At 44.0% G+C, this 19,911-nt stretch carries 19 protein-coding genes; 3 read left to right on the plus strand and 16 right to left on the minus strand.

Going from position 1 to position 19,911, the window contains the following annotated elements:
* Positions 1-125 precede the first annotated feature (125 nt).
* A complete protein-coding gene (gene paaZ, locus Xinn_RS10890; protein WP_086954751.1) occupies positions 126-2,189 on the plus strand; it encodes a phenylacetic acid degradation bifunctional protein PaaZ in 2,064 nt (687 codons plus the stop codon).
* A gap of 382 nt (positions 2,190-2,571) precedes the next feature.
* Here paaZ and Xinn_RS10895 read toward each other — a convergent pair whose 3' ends face one another.
* The 8 genes from Xinn_RS10895 to yhfZ form a co-directional block, all read right to left on the minus strand.
* A complete protein-coding gene (locus tag Xinn_RS10895; protein WP_086954750.1) occupies positions 2,572-3,633 on the minus strand; it encodes a hypothetical protein in 1,062 nt (353 codons plus the stop codon).
* Positions 3,634-3,730: 97 nt separating this feature from the next.
* Entirely contained in the window at positions 3,731-4,825 is a 1,095-nt protein-coding gene (locus Xinn_RS10900; protein WP_086956536.1) for an aminotransferase class V-fold PLP-dependent enzyme, read from the minus strand.
* 81 nt (positions 4,826-4,906) lie between these two features.
* Positions 4,907-6,277, minus strand: a complete 1,371-nt coding sequence (locus Xinn_RS10905) for a YhfT family protein (RefSeq protein WP_086954749.1) — start codon at positions 6,275-6,277, stop codon at positions 4,907-4,909.
* Between the two features lie 10 nt (positions 6,278-6,287).
* Positions 6,288-6,650 (minus strand): DUF2620 domain-containing protein, encoded by a 363-nt coding sequence (locus tag Xinn_RS10910; protein WP_086954748.1) that lies wholly within the window; start codon positions 6,648-6,650, stop codon positions 6,288-6,290.
* Positions 6,651-6,708: 58 nt separating this feature from the next.
* Entirely contained in the window at positions 6,709-7,659 is a 951-nt protein-coding gene (locus tag Xinn_RS10915; protein WP_086954747.1) for a phosphotriesterase family protein, read from the minus strand.
* A gap of 152 nt (positions 7,660-7,811) precedes the next feature.
* Positions 7,812-8,984 (minus strand): YhfX family PLP-dependent enzyme, encoded by a 1,173-nt coding sequence (locus tag Xinn_RS10920; protein WP_086954746.1) that lies wholly within the window; start codon positions 8,982-8,984, stop codon positions 7,812-7,814.
* Between the two features lie 102 nt (positions 8,985-9,086).
* Positions 9,087-9,449: a PRD domain-containing protein gene (locus Xinn_RS10925; RefSeq protein ID WP_086954745.1), complete on the minus strand. Its 363-nt coding sequence runs from the start codon at positions 9,447-9,449 to the stop codon at positions 9,087-9,089.
* Between the two features lie 87 nt (positions 9,450-9,536).
* Positions 9,537-10,445, minus strand: a complete 909-nt coding sequence (gene yhfZ / locus Xinn_RS10930) for a GntR family transcriptional regulator YhfZ (RefSeq protein WP_086954744.1) — start codon at positions 10,443-10,445, stop codon at positions 9,537-9,539.
* A 466-nt stretch (positions 10,446-10,911) separates the two neighbouring features.
* On the opposite strand from yhfZ, the gene Xinn_RS10935 reads away from it, so the two are divergent.
* On the plus strand, positions 10,912-11,826 hold the full coding sequence (locus Xinn_RS10935) for an alpha/beta fold hydrolase (protein WP_086954743.1): 915 nt from the start codon (positions 10,912-10,914) through the stop codon (positions 11,824-11,826).
* Between the two features lie 170 nt (positions 11,827-11,996).
* Positions 11,997-13,040 carry a hypothetical protein gene (locus Xinn_RS10940; RefSeq protein ID WP_086954742.1) on the plus strand — a complete coding sequence of 348 codons (1,044 nt, stop codon included), beginning with the start codon at positions 11,997-11,999 and terminating at the stop codon, positions 13,038-13,040.
* Positions 13,041-13,164: 124 nt separating this feature from the next.
* Here Xinn_RS10940 and Xinn_RS10945 read toward each other — a convergent pair whose 3' ends face one another.
* The 8 genes from Xinn_RS10945 to gntX form a co-directional block, all read right to left on the minus strand.
* The gene (locus Xinn_RS10945) at positions 13,165-13,680 is read right to left on the minus strand and encodes a GNAT family N-acetyltransferase (RefSeq protein ID WP_086954741.1); all 516 of its coding nucleotides are present in this window, start codon (positions 13,678-13,680) and stop codon (positions 13,165-13,167) included.
* A 15-nt stretch (positions 13,681-13,695) separates the two neighbouring features.
* Complete coding sequence (locus tag Xinn_RS10950) at positions 13,696-14,253, minus strand: RBBP9/YdeN family alpha/beta hydrolase (RefSeq protein WP_086954740.1); 558 nt, start codon at positions 14,251-14,253, stop codon at positions 13,696-13,698.
* Between the two features lie 265 nt (positions 14,254-14,518).
* The gene (gene glpD / locus Xinn_RS10955) at positions 14,519-16,024 is read right to left on the minus strand and encodes a glycerol-3-phosphate dehydrogenase (RefSeq protein WP_086956535.1); all 1,506 of its coding nucleotides are present in this window, start codon (positions 16,022-16,024) and stop codon (positions 14,519-14,521) included.
* 344 nt (positions 16,025-16,368) lie between these two features.
* Positions 16,369-17,127: a DeoR/GlpR family transcriptional regulator gene (locus Xinn_RS10960; protein ID WP_086954739.1), complete on the minus strand. Its 759-nt coding sequence runs from the start codon at positions 17,125-17,127 to the stop codon at positions 16,369-16,371.
* A 56-nt stretch (positions 17,128-17,183) separates the two neighbouring features.
* Positions 17,184-18,020, minus strand: coding sequence for a rhomboid family intramembrane serine protease GlpG (glpG, locus tag Xinn_RS10965; RefSeq protein ID WP_086954738.1), 837 nt, complete (start codon positions 18,018-18,020; stop codon positions 17,184-17,186).
* Positions 18,021-18,068: 48 nt separating this feature from the next.
* Positions 18,069-18,392 carry a thiosulfate sulfurtransferase GlpE gene (gene glpE, locus Xinn_RS10970; RefSeq protein ID WP_086954737.1) on the minus strand — a complete coding sequence of 108 codons (324 nt, stop codon included), beginning with the start codon at positions 18,390-18,392 and terminating at the stop codon, positions 18,069-18,071.
* A 178-nt stretch (positions 18,393-18,570) separates the two neighbouring features.
* The gene (nfuA, locus tag Xinn_RS10975; RefSeq protein WP_086954736.1) at positions 18,571-19,146 is read right to left on the minus strand and encodes a Fe-S biogenesis protein NfuA; all 576 of its coding nucleotides are present in this window, start codon (positions 19,144-19,146) and stop codon (positions 18,571-18,573) included.
* Positions 19,147-19,205: 59 nt separating this feature from the next.
* Positions 19,206-19,889 carry a DNA utilization protein GntX gene (gntX, locus tag Xinn_RS10980; RefSeq protein ID WP_086956534.1) on the minus strand — a complete coding sequence of 228 codons (684 nt, stop codon included), beginning with the start codon at positions 19,887-19,889 and terminating at the stop codon, positions 19,206-19,208.
* Positions 19,890-19,911: the final 22 nt, after the last annotated feature.

A 19,911-nucleotide genomic window follows, 5' to 3' on the forward strand; every position in this document is an offset into this window, starting at 1 on the left:
GCAGTGACCTTAAAATGTTTAGTTCTTGTTAGTTTTTTTGGTGGTTTTTTGTCAGGGTTATGTGATACATAAATATCAATGGTTTGTTTAATGATGATTCATTAATAAGATCGCCGGAGAAAAACATGCAACAATTAACCAGTTATATTTGTGGTGCCTGGGTTTATGGGAAAGGCAATGCCAGAACTATCTACCATGCAGTCAGTGGTGAAGCGTTGTATCAGGTATGCTCAGATGAGTTGCCACTGGCTGATAGCCTTGAATATGCCAGAGAAAAAGGCGGAAAAGCACTCGCAGCCATGACGTTCCAGCAACGTGCCCAGATGATGAAAGCCATTGCAAAACATCTGCTTGCCAATAAAGAAGCTTTATATGCTATTTCAGCAGAGACCGGAGCAACCCGTTCGGATGGTTGGGTCGATATTGAAGGCGGCATCGCAACGCTATTTTCCTATGCGGGGCTGGCAGGGCGCGAGCTACCGGATGATGTACTGTGGCCGGAAGATGAGATGATCCCCCTTTCCAAACAGTCGCAGTTTGTCGCTCGTCATGTTCTGACTTCCCGCCCCGGTGTTGCTCTGCACATTAATGCATTTAACTTTCCTTGCTGGGGCATGCTGGAGAAACTGGCACCGACCTGGATGGCGGGTATGCCAGCAATCATCAAACCCGCGACGGCATCAGCGCAGTTAACACAGGCAATGGTGAAACTGATCCTCGACAGTGGTTTGGTTCCAGAAGGCGCATTACAGTTGATTTGTGGCGGAATTGGCGATCTGTTTGACCATCTGGACTATCAGGATGCAGTGACTTTCACTGGTTCGGCTCAGACCGGACATAAATTAAAGGCTCACCCCCGCCTGATTGAAAAATCTATTTCATTCACGATGGAAGCTGACTCGCTCAACTGTTGTATTCTGGGTGAAGATGTCACGCCGGAAATGCCGGAATTTGGCGTGTTCATTAAGGAAATTGCCCGTGAAATGACGGTGAAGGCAGGCCAGAAATGTACGGCTATCAGGCGGATTATTGTGCCGGTCTCTCAGCTCGATGCGGTAAAAGAAGCATTGCTTAAACGCCTTGCTGGTGTTGTGACAGGTGATCCGGCATTACCTGAAGTGCGCATGGGGGCACTGATCAGCCTTGAACAGCGCAATGAAGTGCAATCCAAAGTTGATGAACTTTTACACAGTGGTTGTGAGTTACTGTGTGGCGGCTCGTTAGATAAATTGGTTCTGGCAAATAATACCAACAGTAATGGCGCGTTTTATCCTCCCACGCTGCTTTATTGTGCAGACCCGATGACTAATCAGGCTGTTCATGAGACGGAAGCCTTCGGACCGGTTTCCACGTTGATGGCCTATCAGGATACTGAACAGGCGATTGCGCTGGCTTTGATGGGGCAGGGAAGTCTGGTGGGATCGCTGGTTACGGCAGATGAGCAGATTGCGATCCGGGTAATCCGGGCAACTGCCTGTGCTCATGGCCGTATGCTGATTCTGGATGAAGCGGCATCTGCGGAATCAACCGGACATGGCTCTCCGCTGCCCATGCTGGTGCATGGCGGGCCGGGGCGTGCGGGTGGCGGTGAGGAGCTTGGCGGGCTACGTGCCGTGAAACACTATATGCAGCGCACGGCCATTCAGGCCAGTCCGACGATGCTGACCGCGATTGGGCGCGAGTGGGTGCGCGGTGCGAAAGTGAAGGAAGATCCTGTCCATCCGTTCCGTAAGTATTTCGAACAGGTTGAGATAGGAGAAAGTTTGCTGACTGCCCGCCGCACGGTAACAGAAGCGGATATCGTTAATTTTGCCTGTCTGAGCGGCGATCATTTCTATGCGCATATGGATAAAATCGGTGCGGCTGAATCTCTGTTCGGAGAGCGTGTGGCACACGGTTATTTTGTTGTTTCTGCCGCTGCCGGGTTGTTCGTTGATGCCCCTGTCGGGCCGGTACTGGCGAACTATGGCATGGAAAACCTGCGATTTATTGAGCCGGTGAAAATTGGCGATACGATTCAGGTTCGGTTGACCTGCAAGAAGAAGATCAAGAAAGTGCAGAAAACGCCGGATGATAAACCACATGGTGTTGTCATGTGGGATGTACAGGTTTTAAATCAGGAACAGCAGCCTGTCGCGCTTTACAGCATTCTCACGCTGGTGGAACGGCAGTTGAGGGATTATGTTTAATATTTCGAGGACATTCTGACTGATATCGGGGGGAGAAAACACTCTCCCCTATGGGTTATTTATTCCTGTCTCTTTTTTGGGATATTCATAAATAACCCCCCATTAATAAATTAAATTGTATTTTTACCACTGGGAGCTTATATCCCCGCCCTCATCGGGCGAGGGTTTACGGCGAAATTGCTAAGAATCAGTGCATGAAATAATATAGCCGATAATTGTATTAATCCAGTTATTGTTATTTTAATGTTTGTTATTTTTTATACCTGAAAATAAAGTCCTGTTATTACAGATGAATTATCTACCCGATAGATTCCAGTGTATGGATTCCTGATCCTGCCATGTGTCTGTCCGAATCAGCATTCACCGGATTGCTGCAAAAATTTTATGTGAATCTTCCTCTTTTATTAAGGATTCTTGCCTTTAATACCTCCGCTTTTTTGTTTTTAATCGCTTTATCCTGTTTTGCTTTAACGACTTCAGTAATGTTTATCGTCACCTGAGCCATTTGCAGATTATTTTCCATGAATTTTTGACGCTCAAAAGCCCGGTGTTCAGAGAAAGTAATTGGATAATAATTATTTCCTGCATTAAGGTAAGTCGCATCAGCTCTGAGATTATAAGCGTGGGTATTATGTAATGTAGCAGGCTGATAATCGTGAGTATTTTCAGTGACATAATCAGTGATAAATCTGAGGCCGTTGACCGGAGACGTGGCACTGTTTATTTCAGAGTTGAGCCACTCTAAGGCCAGCTTACAGGCTTTTCTTAAAAATGCCGTCACGAAACTTCGTATAATGTCGCTATTTTCCGGCAAATCCGGGTATATCGTCATACCCGCATCGAGATTTATCAGGAAGTTAAATCCTGCACTGTCTCCTTGAGTGGTAAAGGTATCAAAAGCGGCATCAATGGTTGCGGCAGATTCAGGGCTGAATAGCTGTACTTCATCGGAATCATAGGGTTCATCAAGGTCAGTATAGTGCGGTACGATAAAATCAGGAGGGGAGTTACTGATATTTTTATTAAGAAATCTTGTTCTGTAATTTCCTTTAGTGGGGGATCTTTCCCGTTTCCTGATAAGGCTTTGACTGATGGAAAGTCTGTCTTTATTTTGATATAGAAATTTCAGCCAATTATTTAATAATACTTTTGATATGTCGTGTGTGATCAACATGCTGTCAGGAGAGGAATTAAGTGATTTTTTTATGTTGTTATTGACAAGAAATTTATGTTTTTTAACCATCCATTTATTTATTTCCAATGTATTATTAAAAAGCTGCTTTATTCCTGTTTCTCCTTCCAATCTTAACGTTGTTGTCAATGAGCCAATGGAAACATAAACGTTGTCATAATGAGTATTCTCTCTTCCCGGAGTGACAGATTCATTAATATATTTCCGAATTTCATCAACCATTCCATATAAAAAAATAATATTTTTAGACATGGTATCTCCAGTATGTAATCAAAACCACAAACCAGAGAATACAACTCGTAGAGGGTGTAGGAAATATGAAACATGCAGAAAATAAAGAAAAACCTTGTTAGTGGGCGATGCTTAAATGACAGCTTGTCTGCAAGATACGCATAATAGTTTCGGCCCCGCTGCGATTGGGGTTGATGCGGATCATGCGTTGCTCCAGCGTCGGATCGGTCTGACGGAATGTGCCGGAAATACGGTAAAACAGGGGTGGGATTTCATATTTTGATTCTGCCCCGACGGGGTAAGGTAATGCGCCTAATGTATGAGCAGTTGCCAGTACCGCTTCCGCAATGGGTTCATGAAATTCTACCAGAACGACTTTGGACTGGGCATTGGCAATGATAGCCTGCTTAACTTGTGGTATTTCCCCCTGATTCAACCGGCTTACGAGTTCTTCATTGACGCCAGACTGTACTGCATGCATGACCGGCGCGAATACCAGCCCGCGTAATGCTTCCATTGCCTGATAACCCTGAATCTGACAGCCACCGGAGTACATACTGCGGCGCAGGTTATCAATCACGGATTGTTTGCCGATAACTAAACCCACGCCTTGTGGCCCCAGTAATTTGAAGCATGAAAAGGCAGAAAGTGTTGCACCATACTCACTACCAATATGAGACACTTTCATCGCAGCATAGTTGTCATCCACCAATGAAGGAATGTGATATTTGTTCAGGATGGAAATAATATCTTTTAAGGCATAACGGTCATCAATTTTCTGCCGGGTATGCTGGACAAGACAGGCTGTGGGTTGATGTTGTTGAATGGCGGTTTCAAACTGCTTTGTACAGTTGAAATCCGCATAGACGAGATTCAGACCCATTTGTTCAATCGAAATCTTAGTCGTGGGATAGATCGGCGCTTCATGGACAAGTAGTGTCTGACAAGGACGGAGTAATACTCCCAGCCCGGCACGTAAGGCTCCGGTTCCGGCACCATTCACAAAAGCAGCAGCTTCAGCCCCGAAGTATTCAGTGATAACTGCTTCAATGCGTTGTGTCATCCGGGGTTGATGGAGATCCGGGACTAATCCCAGATCGCCCTGTGAGAGAAAATCAGCACCGGGAAAGTGACGACAGATAATATCCACCAGCTTAAATTGCTGCTGTTGAGCCTGAGCCATCGTCATGCTTTGCAGTGGAAAACTTTTCAATAGAAAGTCCTGCAATGGGGCACTTTGTAACGGTACTGTTTTCATTCTCTCACGCTATCTCTGTCACTTTGTTCTGACTGATTAATTTATTCCGACTAAATAAAGTACGTTAGCAAGAATACCCACGGCAATGGTTGCGATCGGGCCGATAGCCATTTCAACCAAAGGACGCTTGGAAGTGCGGTTAAGCAGATAAATTCCCGCGACAATCATAAAACCCATACCCGGCAGAATGGCGTTGGAAGCGATCATACCACCAACCAACAAGGCAACTTCGAGCATTTTGGTGATCGCGGTACGAATATGGCCGCTGCAAGCTTTGACACCGGGATATTTATCCAGCCAGATAGCAATTTTCGCCAGTAGCTGGATCTCTATAAACATCGTCAGACCACCAGCTACAAAGGCCAGCCACGGATTGCTGGTTGCCAGACCTGCCACAAATACGAATTTCATTCCGTTCGGGCTGTAGACACCGGTAGCGATTGCCGTTGTTCCGACCAGCGGGACAAAACCGATGGCACGCGCCAGCGCTACCAGCAGGGCGTTAGTCTGCTCATCCTGTGCCATCAGTTGCAGGGATACCGGCCCTTCTGCCAGCAGGCTGAAAGACATGGTTGCCGCGCTTGCGGTCAGACCGCCACAAAGGATAAGAAGCCATTTGTTTTTCTGAATACGTTCGATGCGGGTTGAAAACAGCCCGACTAACATTTCATTGGCTCCTTTGGGGGCTGCGGAGGTTTGATTGGCTGATGAGGTATTAGCCGGACGTTCACGCATGGCGAAGTAGAACATGGCGATCATCGATAATAATAAAGCGGCCCCATTCGGATCGACACTGACGGGTTTTTCGATTAACCCACCAAAGCTGAGCGGGCCAGCGGCTTTGGTTGCCATGTAGCCGACTAGAGCGGTGAGCATCACTAAAAACCCTTTGCGGTAGCCATATTGATAGCCGACGACCATTGCAGGGAATAAGGCAAAGCAGGCGACAATCGGATCACCGACTTTTTTCAGGTCATCAGTGAAATTAACCGGCAGCATCGCAAACAGTTCAACGACGGAACGTAATCCGGCCAGTAAGGCAATGGCGTACAAAGCACCGATGATGCCTGAGGCCACGAACCCCCTGCGGCTGTTGGCACACCAGATACCAATCATATCTGTACCGAGCAACAGACTGTGAACCAGTACGATGGGAGCTGTCAGGGAGAAGGGAATGCCAAACCCGACGACCAGCCCGATGCTCAGAGCAAAACTGGTTGCTGCCAGTGCCTTACGGCTCATCCGCCCTTCTAAGTATTCGGGAAGCAGTGGACGCAGGCCATCATGGAAAACGGCGATACCACGGTTTGCCATCATGGCGGCAATCGCCCCAATCGCTGCCAGTAATCCGGCTTTAAAAGGATCGACTTCCATTAATCTCATCAGGAAATCATGAAAATGTTGCATGATAGACTCCTTACTGAGAAATGAGCGTGTTAATGATCACCGGCAGAACGATATCGATATCCTGCCCGGTGAAACCGAATGCTTTTTTACCTGCTTTTACATGAGAGATAATCTCATCATCAGATAAAATCTTTCCCGGCATACCAATCGTGGCACAGAGATCCAAGCCAATAAGTGCAATAGCGATAGCCAATGCGCCGCCTCCGCCTGTATTGCAGGCACCAAAATAGTAATCGGCATCGCCATTTTTAATCGCCATGGAGGCTTCGATGTCATTCATAATGACAATCGAAGCGGCTTTGTTTCCTGCCAGTTGCCGGATACATTCGGCAATTTTTTCTTTTTCTATTTGTCCACCAACGACAAATTTCATGCTGTTATCCCTCTTTTTCTTATTTTCTGTCGAATTATTGATTAGTTATGTGGCTTAGCTATTCGGAAAAGCGGTGCCGGAAGAATTGTGCAGGGTTATCACGTAACATTCGGTCTATCTGGGCTTGGGTAAAACCGGCAGTCAGCAGCATCGGCACGAATACCGTCAGTAAGTAATCGAAACCAATTCCTCCGTTACTTTTCAGTTGAGAACGACGGGTTATATCCTGAGAAAGCATCACTTTGTCGAGTAATCCTCGTCTGGCAAGCTCCTGTAACATCGCAATACGCGCGCTATCCGGATAGTAATTGTTTTTACCAATGGTATCGAATTGTACCCATGCACCCTCTTCAAGCAGGGGAATAACTGTGTCCAGATTGTCTTTCAGGTCACAGTGACCAATCGCTATATATTCAGGAGAGACACCAAATCCTTTAAGGAGCGCCAGTTGTTCACGCCCCATCGTGCTTAAGGTGGTGTGGGTGGATATGGGGCATCCGGTTGCATGATGGGCGAGAGCTGCTGCGGCAAACACCTTTTGTTCATCTTCGGTAATTGTCCCAAGACTGGAGCCAATCTCGGCAATAATACCGGCTTTTAACGCCGTCCCGTCAATGCCTGTTTCAATTTCAGTAATCATCTCTTCGGCAATATCCTGAATACTTAATGTACTGAAATGAGCTGGAAAGAACGGCCGTTTGTAATAGCCTGTCGAGGCAATGATATTGATGCGGGTTTCACGTATCAGATTCAGTAAAAAGGAGGCATTGCGCCCCATATAACGGTTAGTAACTTCCACAATATTGCGCAAACCAAGCGCATACAGATGGCGAAGTTCATCAACAATCAGCTCATATTGATCCAGCCGACAATCAAGCGTGCCTTTAGCTTCGGAAAGATCAATATGTAAGTGTTCATGAACATAGGTGTAACCTGATGTATCAATCGTGGATGGGGAATACAGAGCGGAATGTATGGGTGTATTCCTGATCTTTTTCTGGCATTCCATAACTATTCCATAAATAAAGCATAACTATTCCGTAAAAAATTATTTCCGTAAAAAAATAGTTACGCAGCATCATGCGGTAAATCGGTTGGAGCGAAAATAACATTATTTGATGATGGAATAATATTAAATGTAATGCCTATGTTGAGTAATTATTAAGAGTAACCGTTGTTTTTCCAGTTTCCCTGACTGTCGTAAATGCCTTCCAGTCTGGGGTTTCCTGACTGAATGTCTGAAATCAGAGCGATATCACTGCGGGTGACGAAAATCTGGGTTCGGAAGCACATGATGACCGGACTGCCGACCGGATGTACGCCGTATAGAGAAAAATGATAATCAATACAAGGCTCTCCTAATCGTAATATCCGCACTGTTTTGTATGGCATGTTGTTTTCCGGAAAAACCAGAGCATGTTTCATATGGCTGCGTTTGTAGTAGCCACCACCATAACAATAACTGTTGCCATCATAGTGATGGGATATTTCCGTCACATAAGCCATCGCGATTTTTTCAGGCTCTCTGCCAATGCTGTTAGCAGGGATTGTTCCGGTCAGGGCATGACCCGGCTCTAAATGAGTCGCACCGTATTTCGCCAGTAAAGGAATAGTATTGCTGCTTGTTGCCGAGGGGGCATTGATTTGAGAAAGAGAAATACCGCGTTGCTTGAGTTTATTCCGTGCTCTGATTAGAGTCTGCAAATTGACGGTTGGTAATGTTGTCTGATACTGGGCATTCCATGCCAGACAAGGGAAATGAGTTAAACCACATAGTTTAATCCCCGGCATTTGCTGTAAAGCATCAATAGTTGTATCCAGTTCTTCAAAGAGAATACCGGCTTCCTGACAGGTAAAAGCCATATCGCGCTTAGCAAAAACTTTCAGCATGATGGGCTGAATACGCCCCAGTTTTTCAGCCGCATCAGATATTGCCTGCGCTTTCTCCAACGAAAATACAGTGATTATTTTGGGATCATGCCGGAGCATGGTTTCTATCAGATGAGTAGGTGTCTGTACTAAGTGCCCAATATGGCATAGCGGTATACCATGTTGGCTCAGGCTGTAAGCTTCTTTGAAATCCACTGCTACAACACCGGGATAACCGAGTTCAATGAGTTTTTTGGTCAACCACGGATTGCGGCCAAACTGCTTGGTCATCAGGTAGAGTTCGATACCATATTGCTCTGCTGTTTGCAGTAAGTGTCGGCCGTTATTTAATACCTGATCAACATCAATGACATAGGTATCCGGTAGGATCACGCCTTGCTGCCAAAGGTTTTTTGCTACTTCTATCAAGTTAGGATTCTGTTTTTTTAACGCATTAATAAACATTGGTTTCTCTTTGTAACTGCAAGGCAGTACGTTTGTGCGAAAATAAAAAACACCTGAAGACCATTAATCTTCATTTTTTTGAATATTTATAGTGTGAAAAAATCAGTAACTTTTTGTTGCAAGTATTAAACCATATAAATTTATTAACAGATAGCCTTCCTCATTGGGGTGTAGGGTGAGGGTAAATTTTTCCAGCAGGGAATGGTGAATTTTGAGTAATTGTGAATAGTTCCCGGATTGTTTTATTTTGTCCAGAACGTCTTTTTCTATGGGGGAAACAATTTCTCCACGACGTGATCGCATAAAAGCACTTGCCATGTGAGTAAGCGCCATTTCACCTTGTGGGTGGCGGATTGGGATCAACCAGATATCTTCCAGAATATGCACGACATCAAGCATATTATCGTAGATATCCTGATCGATGACACCACCTTGCAACAGGATAGTTAGCCGTTGTTCTACCATTGCTTTTTGTTACACGTCAGATTTAATTGATTATGTTTGGTCTGAGTCTGTATTTGGCTGAGACCTTATTTTTGGGCTGATTAAGGTTCAGTAAATGGGTTCTATTATGCCTGATACCACGTTCTGTTGATGGGTTAGCAATGCTTCTCTGTCAACCATGGTATGCAAGAGTTGTTGGATAGGGATATTATCCTTGCGGGCAAGAATAACAGCTTCGGAGGCTTTGATAAAACACTCACTGTCGCCGGGTAGCAGGGTCATCAGGCCTTGAGCAATCAGCTCGTGCCCTTGTCCGACGTTCCAGATGGCCGCATCGATGTGGCCTTTCATAATTTGATTCAGACATTCATGGTAAGAAACTTCAACCAGTTCGATTTCTTTTCCTGCAAAGTACTGCTGTGTCATTATTTTCTGGTCAGCAGAAGTACTGTCTAACCCTACGCGGCGGATGGATTCCATTTCACCCTGACGGAAGATTAGCCGATGCATGTCTGTATAACTTTGGGTCCCTAGTGATAGCGCAATATATATATCTTTATTTTCTGGATGCTGCTCTGCGGCGAGTCTTGATGTTACTGCTAAGTCATAGACGCCATTCAGTAAACATTCAATGCGGATATCTGAACCTCGCATGTGTGCAAAGTAGAAAGGAACACCTGCACACAATGCCTTTAAACCACTGGCCAGACCCTCATAGGCTCGGGTATAGGGAAGGGGCATTGCGCAGACTACATTGCCGATATCGGCATATTCCAGTAGTAATTTGTGGTTAATCTGCGAGAGAAAGCTGCCATTCCGACCGCGACGCTTAATTCCAACCGCCTGTGATTGCTCGAGAGATTTCAATGCTGCCTGCATCAAACCTACGGACAACCCACACTCTTTTGCCAGTAACTCTATGGTTTTCAGGCGATTTCCACATTGTTCTGAGAGGAGATAGCGTGCTAAAAATGATTGCGCAATCCCCTCTTTTTTAATGAATGTTTGACTCATCATTACAAGTTTTTATCCATTCTTGTTTATCTTCATAAATTTGAACATAAATCGCAACCAGCGAATTAAAGAAAGGGGAGTAATATCACAATTACTGAATAAATGAAAATTTAAAAAATGATAAAAATCAATATTATCAATATTTTGAAGATATATCGTAGTTTTAGCTTGAAGATATAAAAATAAGCATCATGGGAGAATATAGGGAGATAGTCGGTTTCCTATCCCTATGTCTGCTGTGTTTTTCTGTCTGCATGGTGATTTTTGCTACACTATTTGTCACAGTAAGAAACAGTTTGGTGATATTTTGTTCTTTAGCTTAACGTAAAGTAATCAGCCAAATAGTTATGTCTTTTTTTATTTCTTTTCTATTAAATTTTATTCTACGCTGCTGAAATACGAGATAAGTTTCGTGTATTTTTAGTCTGGTATTTTAATTGTTTTTTTATATATCATGAGGTTATTACTAATGAAGGTTATAGCAAATGATGTTCCAATTGAAATAGAAGATAGTGGTGAAGGGGCTAACGGTGAAAAGCGGCCAGTCGTGTTGCTTATCATGGGGTTGGGGATGCAGCTAACTGATTGGCCTGATGAAATAGTGAATCGGCTGGTTGATGCAGGATTCCGGGTGATTAGGCATGACAATCGTGACTCAGGGCTAAGCCAAAGATTTGATCATATTCCGCAGCGTTCTTTTCTGTGGCAGAAGGTCAGATTCCGCTTGGGGCTGCCAATTCGCGCTTCTTACAGTATGCAGGATATGGCTGATGATGCTGTGGGGGTGCTTGATGCTCTGGATATTCCGCAGGCTCATATTATAGGAGCTTCAATGGGAGGCATGATCGCTCAGAGGCTGGCGGCGACATACCCTGAACGAGCCAAAAGTCTGGTGAGTATTATGAGTTCGAGTGGTGCTCAAGATCTGCCTCAGCCAAAGCCGGAAATTATGGCAGCGTTACTATCCAAACCCGCTAATACCAGCATGGAAGAACTGGTTCGTCACCAACTGGGTATTATCCGGCTGATTGCTTCTCCTTCTGAACCATTAGATACAGATGAACTGACTAACCATCTGAAAGCAGCTTTTTGTCGTGGAGGCTATCATCCTAAAAGTTTCATCCGGCAGACGCTGGCTATAATGGCTGATTCTGACCGGGCTGATCTTCTTAACCGGATTAGCTGCCCGACTCTGGTTGTACATGGTGAAGACGATCCTTTAATTCCGATTGCCTGTGGAGAAGATACCGCTAAACGTATCACCGGAGCTAAGTTATTACCGGTACAACAAATGGGCCATACCTTTCCACCTTCGTTTATGCAGGCTATGACAGAGGAGATTATTCCGTTTTTGTATAGGGCGGGAAATAATGGCATGAAATAAGTCAAATGAAAATGAGGTAGACAGATATGCATTTTTTATAAGGAGTAAGTATCAACCTGAAAAAAGGAATATTTCTCTGAATGATATAGAAGTCCATAAAGTACAGAGTTTAGAGTAAGATAAAAAATATTCTTTTATTATTTATTTTCTTTTTAATAGGAGTTAATTATATGAATAAGAATGTAATATTTGTTTATGGAAAAGCTGATGCCCGTCGCGTACTTATATCAGATTTAAAAAAAGAAGAACAGGGCGATACTATTTATTTAGTAATTGATGTCCTGAATCGTTCACTAGGAATTACCAGTGAAGATGGAATGGGATTTCCAATCAGACTACAATCACTTATTAGTCGATCTTCTTATATAAGTTCTAGCATGCTTAACGTATTGTTTAAATATAACCCAAAGCTGAAATGTTTTCCGGGAACTACTGAATATTTATTGAAGTCATGGTTGAATTTTATATTTAAAAACACAGAAAAACTGTCAATATATAATAGATGGGATAAACATATTAATTCTAAAAAAGATAGTAAGAACGAAATAAAACAATACGTTACTGAAATTTTGAATAAAAATTCAAAATTTAGCTTTAGGCCAGATAATGATTTTTATAATGTAGGGTGTTTTGATGATAACGATATGAAGGCAATCAGTGGCTTTATGGGAAAATATAGAAAAGGTGATAATCAGGATTATAAGGTCAGTGATATCAAATTGTTAAAAAAATTAGAAGAGATTGATAGGAGTGAAAGTAGAAGAAGTACTGAAGTTGAATATGATGGTCTAGATCCACACACCAATCATTTGCTTTCGTCAGCTCTTGAAATGGGAATGATGAGGAAGCTATCTAAATTATCGTTGGAATGGATTAAGGAGGAGTCTGTAAAACCAGATTCTCCCATCAAAGGATGGATATTTCTCATGAATTATTTAGATAATAACACAGAAACAAGGAAACAAGAAACAAGGACAAGGGTTGATAATGAGATTGATCAGCCTAAGCTTTGGAAAGGAAAAAAAACATTTTCAAATGGTTCAGTGTATAGCCCTATTACAGATTCAGAATACAGACATGTGAGGAGAAAGTTTCTTCATGAAACGGGTACTGAACCGCTGATGCCATCATCAGAAGAAAGTAAAAGTAAGATAAAATCTGGAATATTTAATCTTGAATTTTATCCAAATAATCTTCTGAAGAGAGGAAAATAACAACTAATAACCTAATTATATGAATTTACTGATAATATATCCTTCATCTTTCTGATACTATTTAGTTGAAAGTGAGTAAGCTAAGACAATAAATATGTAGTCAGAAAGGTGAAGGAAATAATTTTTAAAGAGAAATTTTCTTAGTCATAATATGTAGTGTGCTCTGCTGACTGGGGCTAGTAAATGTAATATCTTTCAGTCGCTTCATTCCTTTTTTTTCATAGAATTTTCGTGCCCGTTCATTCTGTTCTAATACTTCCAGCCAAAGCCATTGTTGCTCCTGCTCCTGCCCTAATTTTTCGATATGGTTAAACATCCGTTCACCATAATTCTGCCCAGTTAAACGTGGAAGTAAATAGAGCTTATGTAAATAGAGTCCGGCTAATTCACTGTCAGAGATAGGTTCATTGAGGATTATTTTACTGAAACCGATTGGTCGGTGAGTTTCAGCAATATACCACTGATGATTGATAGTATTGAGTGAGTTCTCAATTTCTTCCTGTGAGCTTTGTTCGGCGATGTACTCTTCCTGTTCAGCTTTATCCTGCCATAAATGAGAAAAGTGAAAACGGTAACTTTCCTCAATCAGTTGGGATAATAGTTGGCTGTCTTTTATTGTTGCTTGCCGAATGGTCAACATAAGTTATCTCCAGAACTATTTGTAGGGGATCAAATTATTGCCGGATATTCTATTTATTAATTTTTCACCTGCCGGCCACTCTCCATAACCTGCCGCTGTGTGGATATGGCCCGCTCCGGATAAAACAACAAGTTCAGTCTGCCAGGATTCCGCCAGAGAATGTGCCTTTTCCAAAGATAAAAATTCATCGTTATCACTGCAAACCAATGTTGTGGGAAAAGGCAAAGGCATTGTTGGTAATGGTCGCTGAACATGGATTTCAGATGGCGCATCGGGGCTGTCAATATCAGCAGGCGCAACAAGTAATGCACCGGTTACTCTATTACAGTTTTTTTCTTTTGCCCATTGAGTTATGGTAACTGCGCCGCAGCTATGTCCAATAAGGAAAATTTCACCTGACGTTTTTTCAATAGTTTCATTAAGACGGTGTAGCCATTTTTCTCTGACGGGAGACAGCCAGTCATCCTGCTGAACTCTGATAACATTCTGATATTTTCTTTCCAGATGAGACTGCCAATGGTCTGGTCCGGAATTGGTATATCCCGGTACGATTAAAAAGGTTTTAGCTGCCATTTGATAATGTTATCTCGTGTTGTGTTTCGGTCTCTTAATACCCTGAATATCCTATCACAGTGTTAAAAATGTACGATGAAATTACCCAGTGAGATTGAGTTAAAAATAAAGAGATCTTAATGGAATATTCTGATGATTGGTTCCGAAAATTTATGGTTATTTTCAGGCGGAGATTTGAGTGAAAAGAGCAGATTCAAACAGAAATAATAATGGCGATAAAGATTATCGCCATTTTGAGTAAATTAGGTTAACTAACGAGCTTAAATTAAGCTTGGGATTGTGCTGGCTTAATGTTCTGTGCCAGCCAGTCAGCAACGCGCTGCTTTTGTTCATCTGTCAGCCACATACCCAGTTTAGTACGGCGCCAGATAGCATCATCCAACTGAGTAACCCATTCATGCGCTACCAGATAACGCAGTTCGGCCTCATACAATCCATAGCCGAAAAATTCACCCAAATCAGCCAGTTCTTTTGCATCACCCAGAATCAGATTGCTGTTACTGCCGTAGGTGCGGGCATAACGCCGTGCAATACCTTCTGGCAGCCAGTCATAACGCTGGCGAAGTAAACGGGCATATCCGTCACGATCATGTCCTTCTAACTCCCCGCCCGGCAGCTTACCATTTTTTGTCCATGCCTGACCGGCGTTTGGATAGTATTGCGTCAGTTTATCCATCGCATGTTCTGCGAGTTTACGGTAAGTTGTCAGTTTGCCGCCGAAGACAGATAGTAGCGGAGTCTGACCCCGCTCATCCTGTACATCAAGCGTGTAATCGCGGGTGATGGCCTGTGGTGAATCTGATTCATCATCACACAGCGGACGTACACCGGAGTAAGTCCAGACAACATCAGTACGGCTAAGCTGTTTTTTGAAATGGTCGTTATAAACTTTCAGCAGATAATCGATCTCTTGATCGTCAATTTTAACGTCTTTCGGATCGCCTTTGTATTCAACGTCCGTTGTGCCGATGATGGAAAATTCATCATTCCACGGGATCACAAACACGATGCGGTTATCTTCGTTTTGCAGAATATAAGCCTGAGGTTCGTCATGAACACGTGGTACAACTATATGGCTGCCTTTAATCAGGCGAATACCATAAGGCGATTTCAGTTGCAGGCCATCATCAAAGAAATTTTTAACCCACGGGCCGGTTGCATTAACCAGACCTTTTGCCCGCCATGTTTTGCTTTCACCCGTGGCGAGATCTTTGGCTTCAACCATCCAGTGATCATTTTCACGCCATGCACGGGTGACTTGAGTACGGGTACGGACTTCACCACCGTGTTTTTGTACTTCCTGTGCATTTAATACAACCAGACGTGCATCATCAACCCAGCAGTCAGAATATTCGAAACCACGGTTGATTGAGGATTTAAGCACTGAGTTGGCACCAAACTTCAGCCCCTTACTGCTTGGTAAACTCACTCGTTTACCTAAGTGATCGTAGAGGAACAGGCCAATACGGATCATCCAGGCCGGACGCAAATGTGGCTGGTGTGGAAGACGAAAACGCATCGGGAATGCAATATGAGGTGCCAGTTTTAATAAAACTTCACGTTCTGCCAGTGCTTCACTGACCAGACGAAATTCGTAATGTTCCAGATAGCGCAAACCACCGTGGATCAACTTGGAACTGGCTGAGGAGGTCGCGCTGGCTAAGTCCTGACCTTCTAACAGCAGGACTGACAGTCCACGGCCAGCAGCATCAGCCGCAATACCAGCGCCGTTAATTCCGCCGCCAATTACAATCAAGTCTTTGGTTTCCATTGCATACCCTCTGAAATGTTCGAAACAGTTCTTTAATGTTCGTTTTCGCTCAGAGATTGTAATCAAAAATTCATCAATCGCCAACCATTTACCAGAAAAAAACATATTTGCGTGATGCAGGTAACAAATCGTTATCATATATATAAGATTAATAAGGAAATTGTGAGATGCAAATTTAAGGTAACTGGTTCTTACAGAGTCATGGCGGAGAGAGCCTGATAGGGTGAGCGGGAGAAATTGTCTGAAAGGAGAAGAAAATCCGCCTGTTTTCAGGCGGATTCTAAATAGAAGCTCCTAATCTGAAGTCGGTTTTAGCACTGATCCTGCCTTAGCACTGTTTTGTGTTAACACAATTCCAGCTTAACGCTATGTTGTTCAATTATTTTTTGAAGACCGGAAGGGGGTTCTTTATCGGTAAACAGAAAATCAATCAAGTTCATATTACCGAGATTGACCATTGCACTGCGGCCAAATTTGGAATGGTCAGCAACCAGCATGACGCAGCGGGAATTCTCAATAATTGCGCGTTTGGTTCTAACTTCATGGTAATCGAACTCCAGCAGAGAACCATCAGAGTCAATGCCACTGATGCCGAGAATGCCGAAATCAAGGCGGAACTGGGAGATAAAATCCAGTGTCGCTTCACCCATGATACCGCCATCACGGGAACGGACTTCCCCTCCGGCCAGAATCAGGCGGAAATCTTCTTTTCCCATAAGCAGGGTTGCAACGTTGAGATTGTTGGTAACAATGCGCAGATCCCGATGATTAATTAATGCGTGGGCTACTGCTTCCGGTGTAGTCCCGATATCAATGAACAGGGTTGCACCATTCGGGATTTGGGCAGCAACCTGCTGGGCAATCCGCGCTTTTTCGTCTGACCACATAATTTTGCGGTCATGATAAGCCGTGTTGACAGAGCTGGAAGGTAAAGCTGCACCACCGTGATGACGCTGGATCTTGTTTTTATCAGCCAGTTCGTTCAGATCCCGACGAATTGTTTGTGGGCTGACATCAAAGTGTTCGACCAGTTCTTCAGTGCTGACATAACCCTGAAGACGAACCAGCTCGACTATTGCATCATGTCGCTGAGTTTGCTTCAAAACATTCCCCTAATTTTACCTAAAATTATTATAATTAACTGATTTTAATTGGAATATTATTGACTCTTCTGTTTGCGTAAATTGTCCCATAACGCCATCAGTAACCCGATGATTAAGCCTGAAAAGTGGGCTGCATTGGCAATACTAAGTGAAAACATGTTGAGATAGCCAACAAATAACCAGATGACTGAAATTGCGATAAGCCCTCTGGGGGCACTGAGTCCTTTTTGGGGAGACATTTCACCAGTCAGCCAAACATAGCTGATCAAAGCGTAGACCACACCGGAAAGCCCACCAAAATGCGAACCACTGAACAATGATTGTGCCCAGCCACTGAAAACAGCCGAAACTATTGTGATTTCAACAAGCTTTCCGGTATTAATGTTCCTTTCAACCTGACTGCCGAAATACCACCACAGAACCAGATTGAACAGAATATGTAACAATGAGAAATGTAATAAAGCAGGAGTGAGCCAGCGCCACAGTTCCAGATACTGCTCTTTGTTAGGCCACGCCAGCCAGCTCATCACCTCATTAACTCCGGCAAGTTGCATCCAGAAATAGACCAGAATACAGAGTGCGGTTATGGCGATAGTTAGTGGGCCAGACTGGTTTTTCAGGGTATTCCAGTTCAGATTATTGTGGTATTTCAGCGGCGTGTTTGCTTTACCCGTTTGCCAGCTGGCGGCCTGATAGCGCTCATTGAGCGGGTCACGGGAAAACTGATCAAGCTCCTGTCGGACAGCAGTTAGCTGTTTTTCATCTTCCAGCCACAGTTCAACCACGAATGGTTCACTGCTTTGGCGGATAGTCAGGTGAATACCCTGCGTTGCCATATAATCAATAAAGGCCTGAGCCAGTCTTGGATTATGTATTGAAGTTACATGGATCATTGCACGTATTATCTGCCTTAAATTAGAGGGTAATGATACGGATGTCTGCTACTCCGCATGGATGGCATGAGGATAATCTTTTTTCCATACTTCAAAACCGCCGTTAACACTATATACGGTTTCAAAACCGATATTTATCAGATATTGAGCGGCTCCCTGACTGCTATGCCCGTGGTAGCACATCACCATAACCGGCTGGTCAAAATCGGCTTCTTGCAGGAACTGATTGATAGTTTCATTTGTCAGATGAAATGCACCTGTTGCATGCCCTGCACGGAAACTCTGCGGATCACGGATATCCACCATCAGAGCACTTTTATCGAGCCAATTCTGGTAGGCTTGTTCAGGGCTTATTGTTTGAAAATGTTCCATAAATACTCAGTGTTATTTCTTAAAGTTTCGTTTTAAGGCGTCAGTTTCTTAATAATGTAACTTAATAACTTTACTGCCCTCCCGATTTTACACCGGGAAGGCATGTAAAGCAGAAAGCGATATGAATGCCCTTCGTCTTTCAGGTTACTTCTTTACCGACGGTGTTCACTGGTTAAAATCAGTAGTAAGAATGTTCACCACGCTGATGTTCTGTCAGATCTTTAACGCCTTTCAGCTCAGGGAACATCTGTAACAGTTGTTTTTCGATCCCTTCTTTCAGGGTAACATCGACCATCGAACAACCGTTGCAGCCACCACCAAATTGCAGGATGGCATAACCCTCATCAGTAATTTCCATCAGGCTGACGCGACCGCCATGACCTGCGAGCTGAGGGTTAATCTGTGATTGTAGGGTATATTCAACGCGCTCAATCAGTGGCGCATCGTCAGCGACCTTACGCATTTTCGCGTTTGGCGCTTTCAGGGTCAGCTGGGAGCCAAGCTGGTCAGTCACAAAATCAATGACCGCTTCTTCCAGAAAAGGTGCACTGATTTCATCAACATAGGCAGAAAGTTGGTCAAATTTCAATTCGGTGTCAGTGGCTTCAACAGCATCAGGTGGGCAATAAGAAACACCGCACTCCGCAGTCGGCGTTCCTGGATTAATGACAAAAACGCGGATTTGTGTACCGGGTTCTTGATTTGCCAGTAGCTTGGCAAAATGCGCTTGCGCTGCTTCAGTAATATTAATCATGTCATTTGCTCAATAGTTGACTGTTCTAGTTGGTTATAATACGCCCATTCATAAAGGAACTACAAGGTTCGGCATATTGCCCAGGCTTGCACGGAACGGGCACCGGCATGAATTAACAATTGTGTGGCTTCATGCAGAGTGGTTCCCGTGGTGATCACATCATCGAAAATGACGACATGTTGATCGGTAAAATCGCCACGCAATTGAAAGGCATGCTTAAGATTGGTTTTCCTCTGGGCGGCAGATAAGCCCCGTTGGGTGAGTGTAGCACGTGTGCGTTGCAAAAGATTAGGCTGATATTGGCATTGCAGCCAGCGTGCTAATGGCCTGATGATAAGCTCAACTTGATCAAACCCCCGTTGCCAGCGTTTCTGGCGGTGCAGCGGAATGCCGAGTATGCAGTCCGGCTTACTCCAGCGCCCATCGCGATAGCCCTGCAACCAGTGCAGAAGAAACAGGCGAGCCAGAACCGCTGCGAGCTGGGGTGTACTATGATATTTATAGCGGCGGATAAGCTGGCTCAGGGGAGGAGCATAATCGGTAACAGCGATAATTCGTTGCCAGAGTGGTGGTTCCTTCAGGCAGCGGCCACAGGGCAGATCGCGAGAGCTGGCAGGCAGGGAACAGCGTGGACAGACGTTCTCCAGCCGTTTCAGGCTTTGCCAGCAGAAGTGGCATATTCCATGATGGGCAAAATACAAATTTTGATGGCATAGCCAACAGTACCCGACCATTGTTAGCATGGTTTTTGTAAAGACCGTTTTT

The organism is Xenorhabdus innexi, from assembly GCF_002632485.1.
Lineage (GTDB): Bacteria > Pseudomonadota > Gammaproteobacteria > Enterobacterales > Enterobacteriaceae > Xenorhabdus > Xenorhabdus innexi.

Excerpts from the sequence above, each read along its gene's own strand:
- paaZ (WP_086954751.1), top strand. The coding sequence starts at position 126 with ATGCAACAATTAACCAGTTATATTTGTGGTGCCTGGGTTTATGGGAAA.
- Xinn_RS10895 (WP_086954750.1), bottom strand. The coding sequence starts at position 3,633 with ATGTCTAAAAATATTATTTTTTTATATGGAATGGTTGATGAAATTCGG.
- Xinn_RS10905 (WP_086954749.1), bottom strand. The coding sequence starts at position 6,277 with ATGCAACATTTTCATGATTTCCTGATGAGATTAATGGAAGTCGATCCT.
- Xinn_RS10910 (WP_086954748.1), bottom strand. The coding sequence starts at position 6,650 with ATGAAATTTGTCGTTGGTGGACAAATAGAAAAAGAAAAAATTGCCGAA.
- Xinn_RS10915 (WP_086954747.1), bottom strand. The coding sequence starts at position 7,659 with ATGGAATGCCAGAAAAAGATCAGGAATACACCCATACATTCCGCTCTG.
- Xinn_RS10920 (WP_086954746.1), bottom strand. The coding sequence starts at position 8,984 with ATGTTTATTAATGCGTTAAAAAAACAGAATCCTAACTTGATAGAAGTA.
- Xinn_RS10925 (WP_086954745.1), bottom strand. The coding sequence starts at position 9,449 with ATGGTAGAACAACGGCTAACTATCCTGTTGCAAGGTGGTGTCATCGAT.
- yhfZ (WP_086954744.1), bottom strand. The coding sequence starts at position 10,445 with ATGATGAGTCAAACATTCATTAAAAAAGAGGGGATTGCGCAATCATTT.
- Xinn_RS10935 (WP_086954743.1), top strand. The coding sequence starts at position 10,912 with ATGAAGGTTATAGCAAATGATGTTCCAATTGAAATAGAAGATAGTGGT.
- Xinn_RS10940 (WP_086954742.1), top strand. The coding sequence starts at position 11,997 with ATGAATAAGAATGTAATATTTGTTTATGGAAAAGCTGATGCCCGTCGC.
- Xinn_RS10945 (WP_086954741.1), bottom strand. The coding sequence starts at position 13,680 with ATGTTGACCATTCGGCAAGCAACAATAAAAGACAGCCAACTATTATCC.
- Xinn_RS10950 (WP_086954740.1), bottom strand. The coding sequence starts at position 14,253 with ATGGCAGCTAAAACCTTTTTAATCGTACCGGGATATACCAATTCCGGA.
- glpD (WP_086956535.1), bottom strand. The coding sequence starts at position 16,024 with ATGGAAACCAAAGACTTGATTGTAATTGGCGGCGGAATTAACGGCGCT.
- glpG (WP_086954738.1), bottom strand. The coding sequence starts at position 18,020 with ATGATCCATGTAACTTCAATACATAATCCAAGACTGGCTCAGGCCTTT.
- glpE (WP_086954737.1), bottom strand. The coding sequence starts at position 18,392 with ATGGAACATTTTCAAACAATAAGCCCTGAACAAGCCTACCAGAATTGG.
- nfuA (WP_086954736.1), bottom strand. The coding sequence starts at position 19,146 with ATGATTAATATTACTGAAGCAGCGCAAGCGCATTTTGCCAAGCTACTG.
- gntX (WP_086956534.1), bottom strand. The coding sequence starts at position 19,889 with ATGCTAACAATGGTCGGGTACTGTTGGCTATGCCATCAAAATTTGTAT.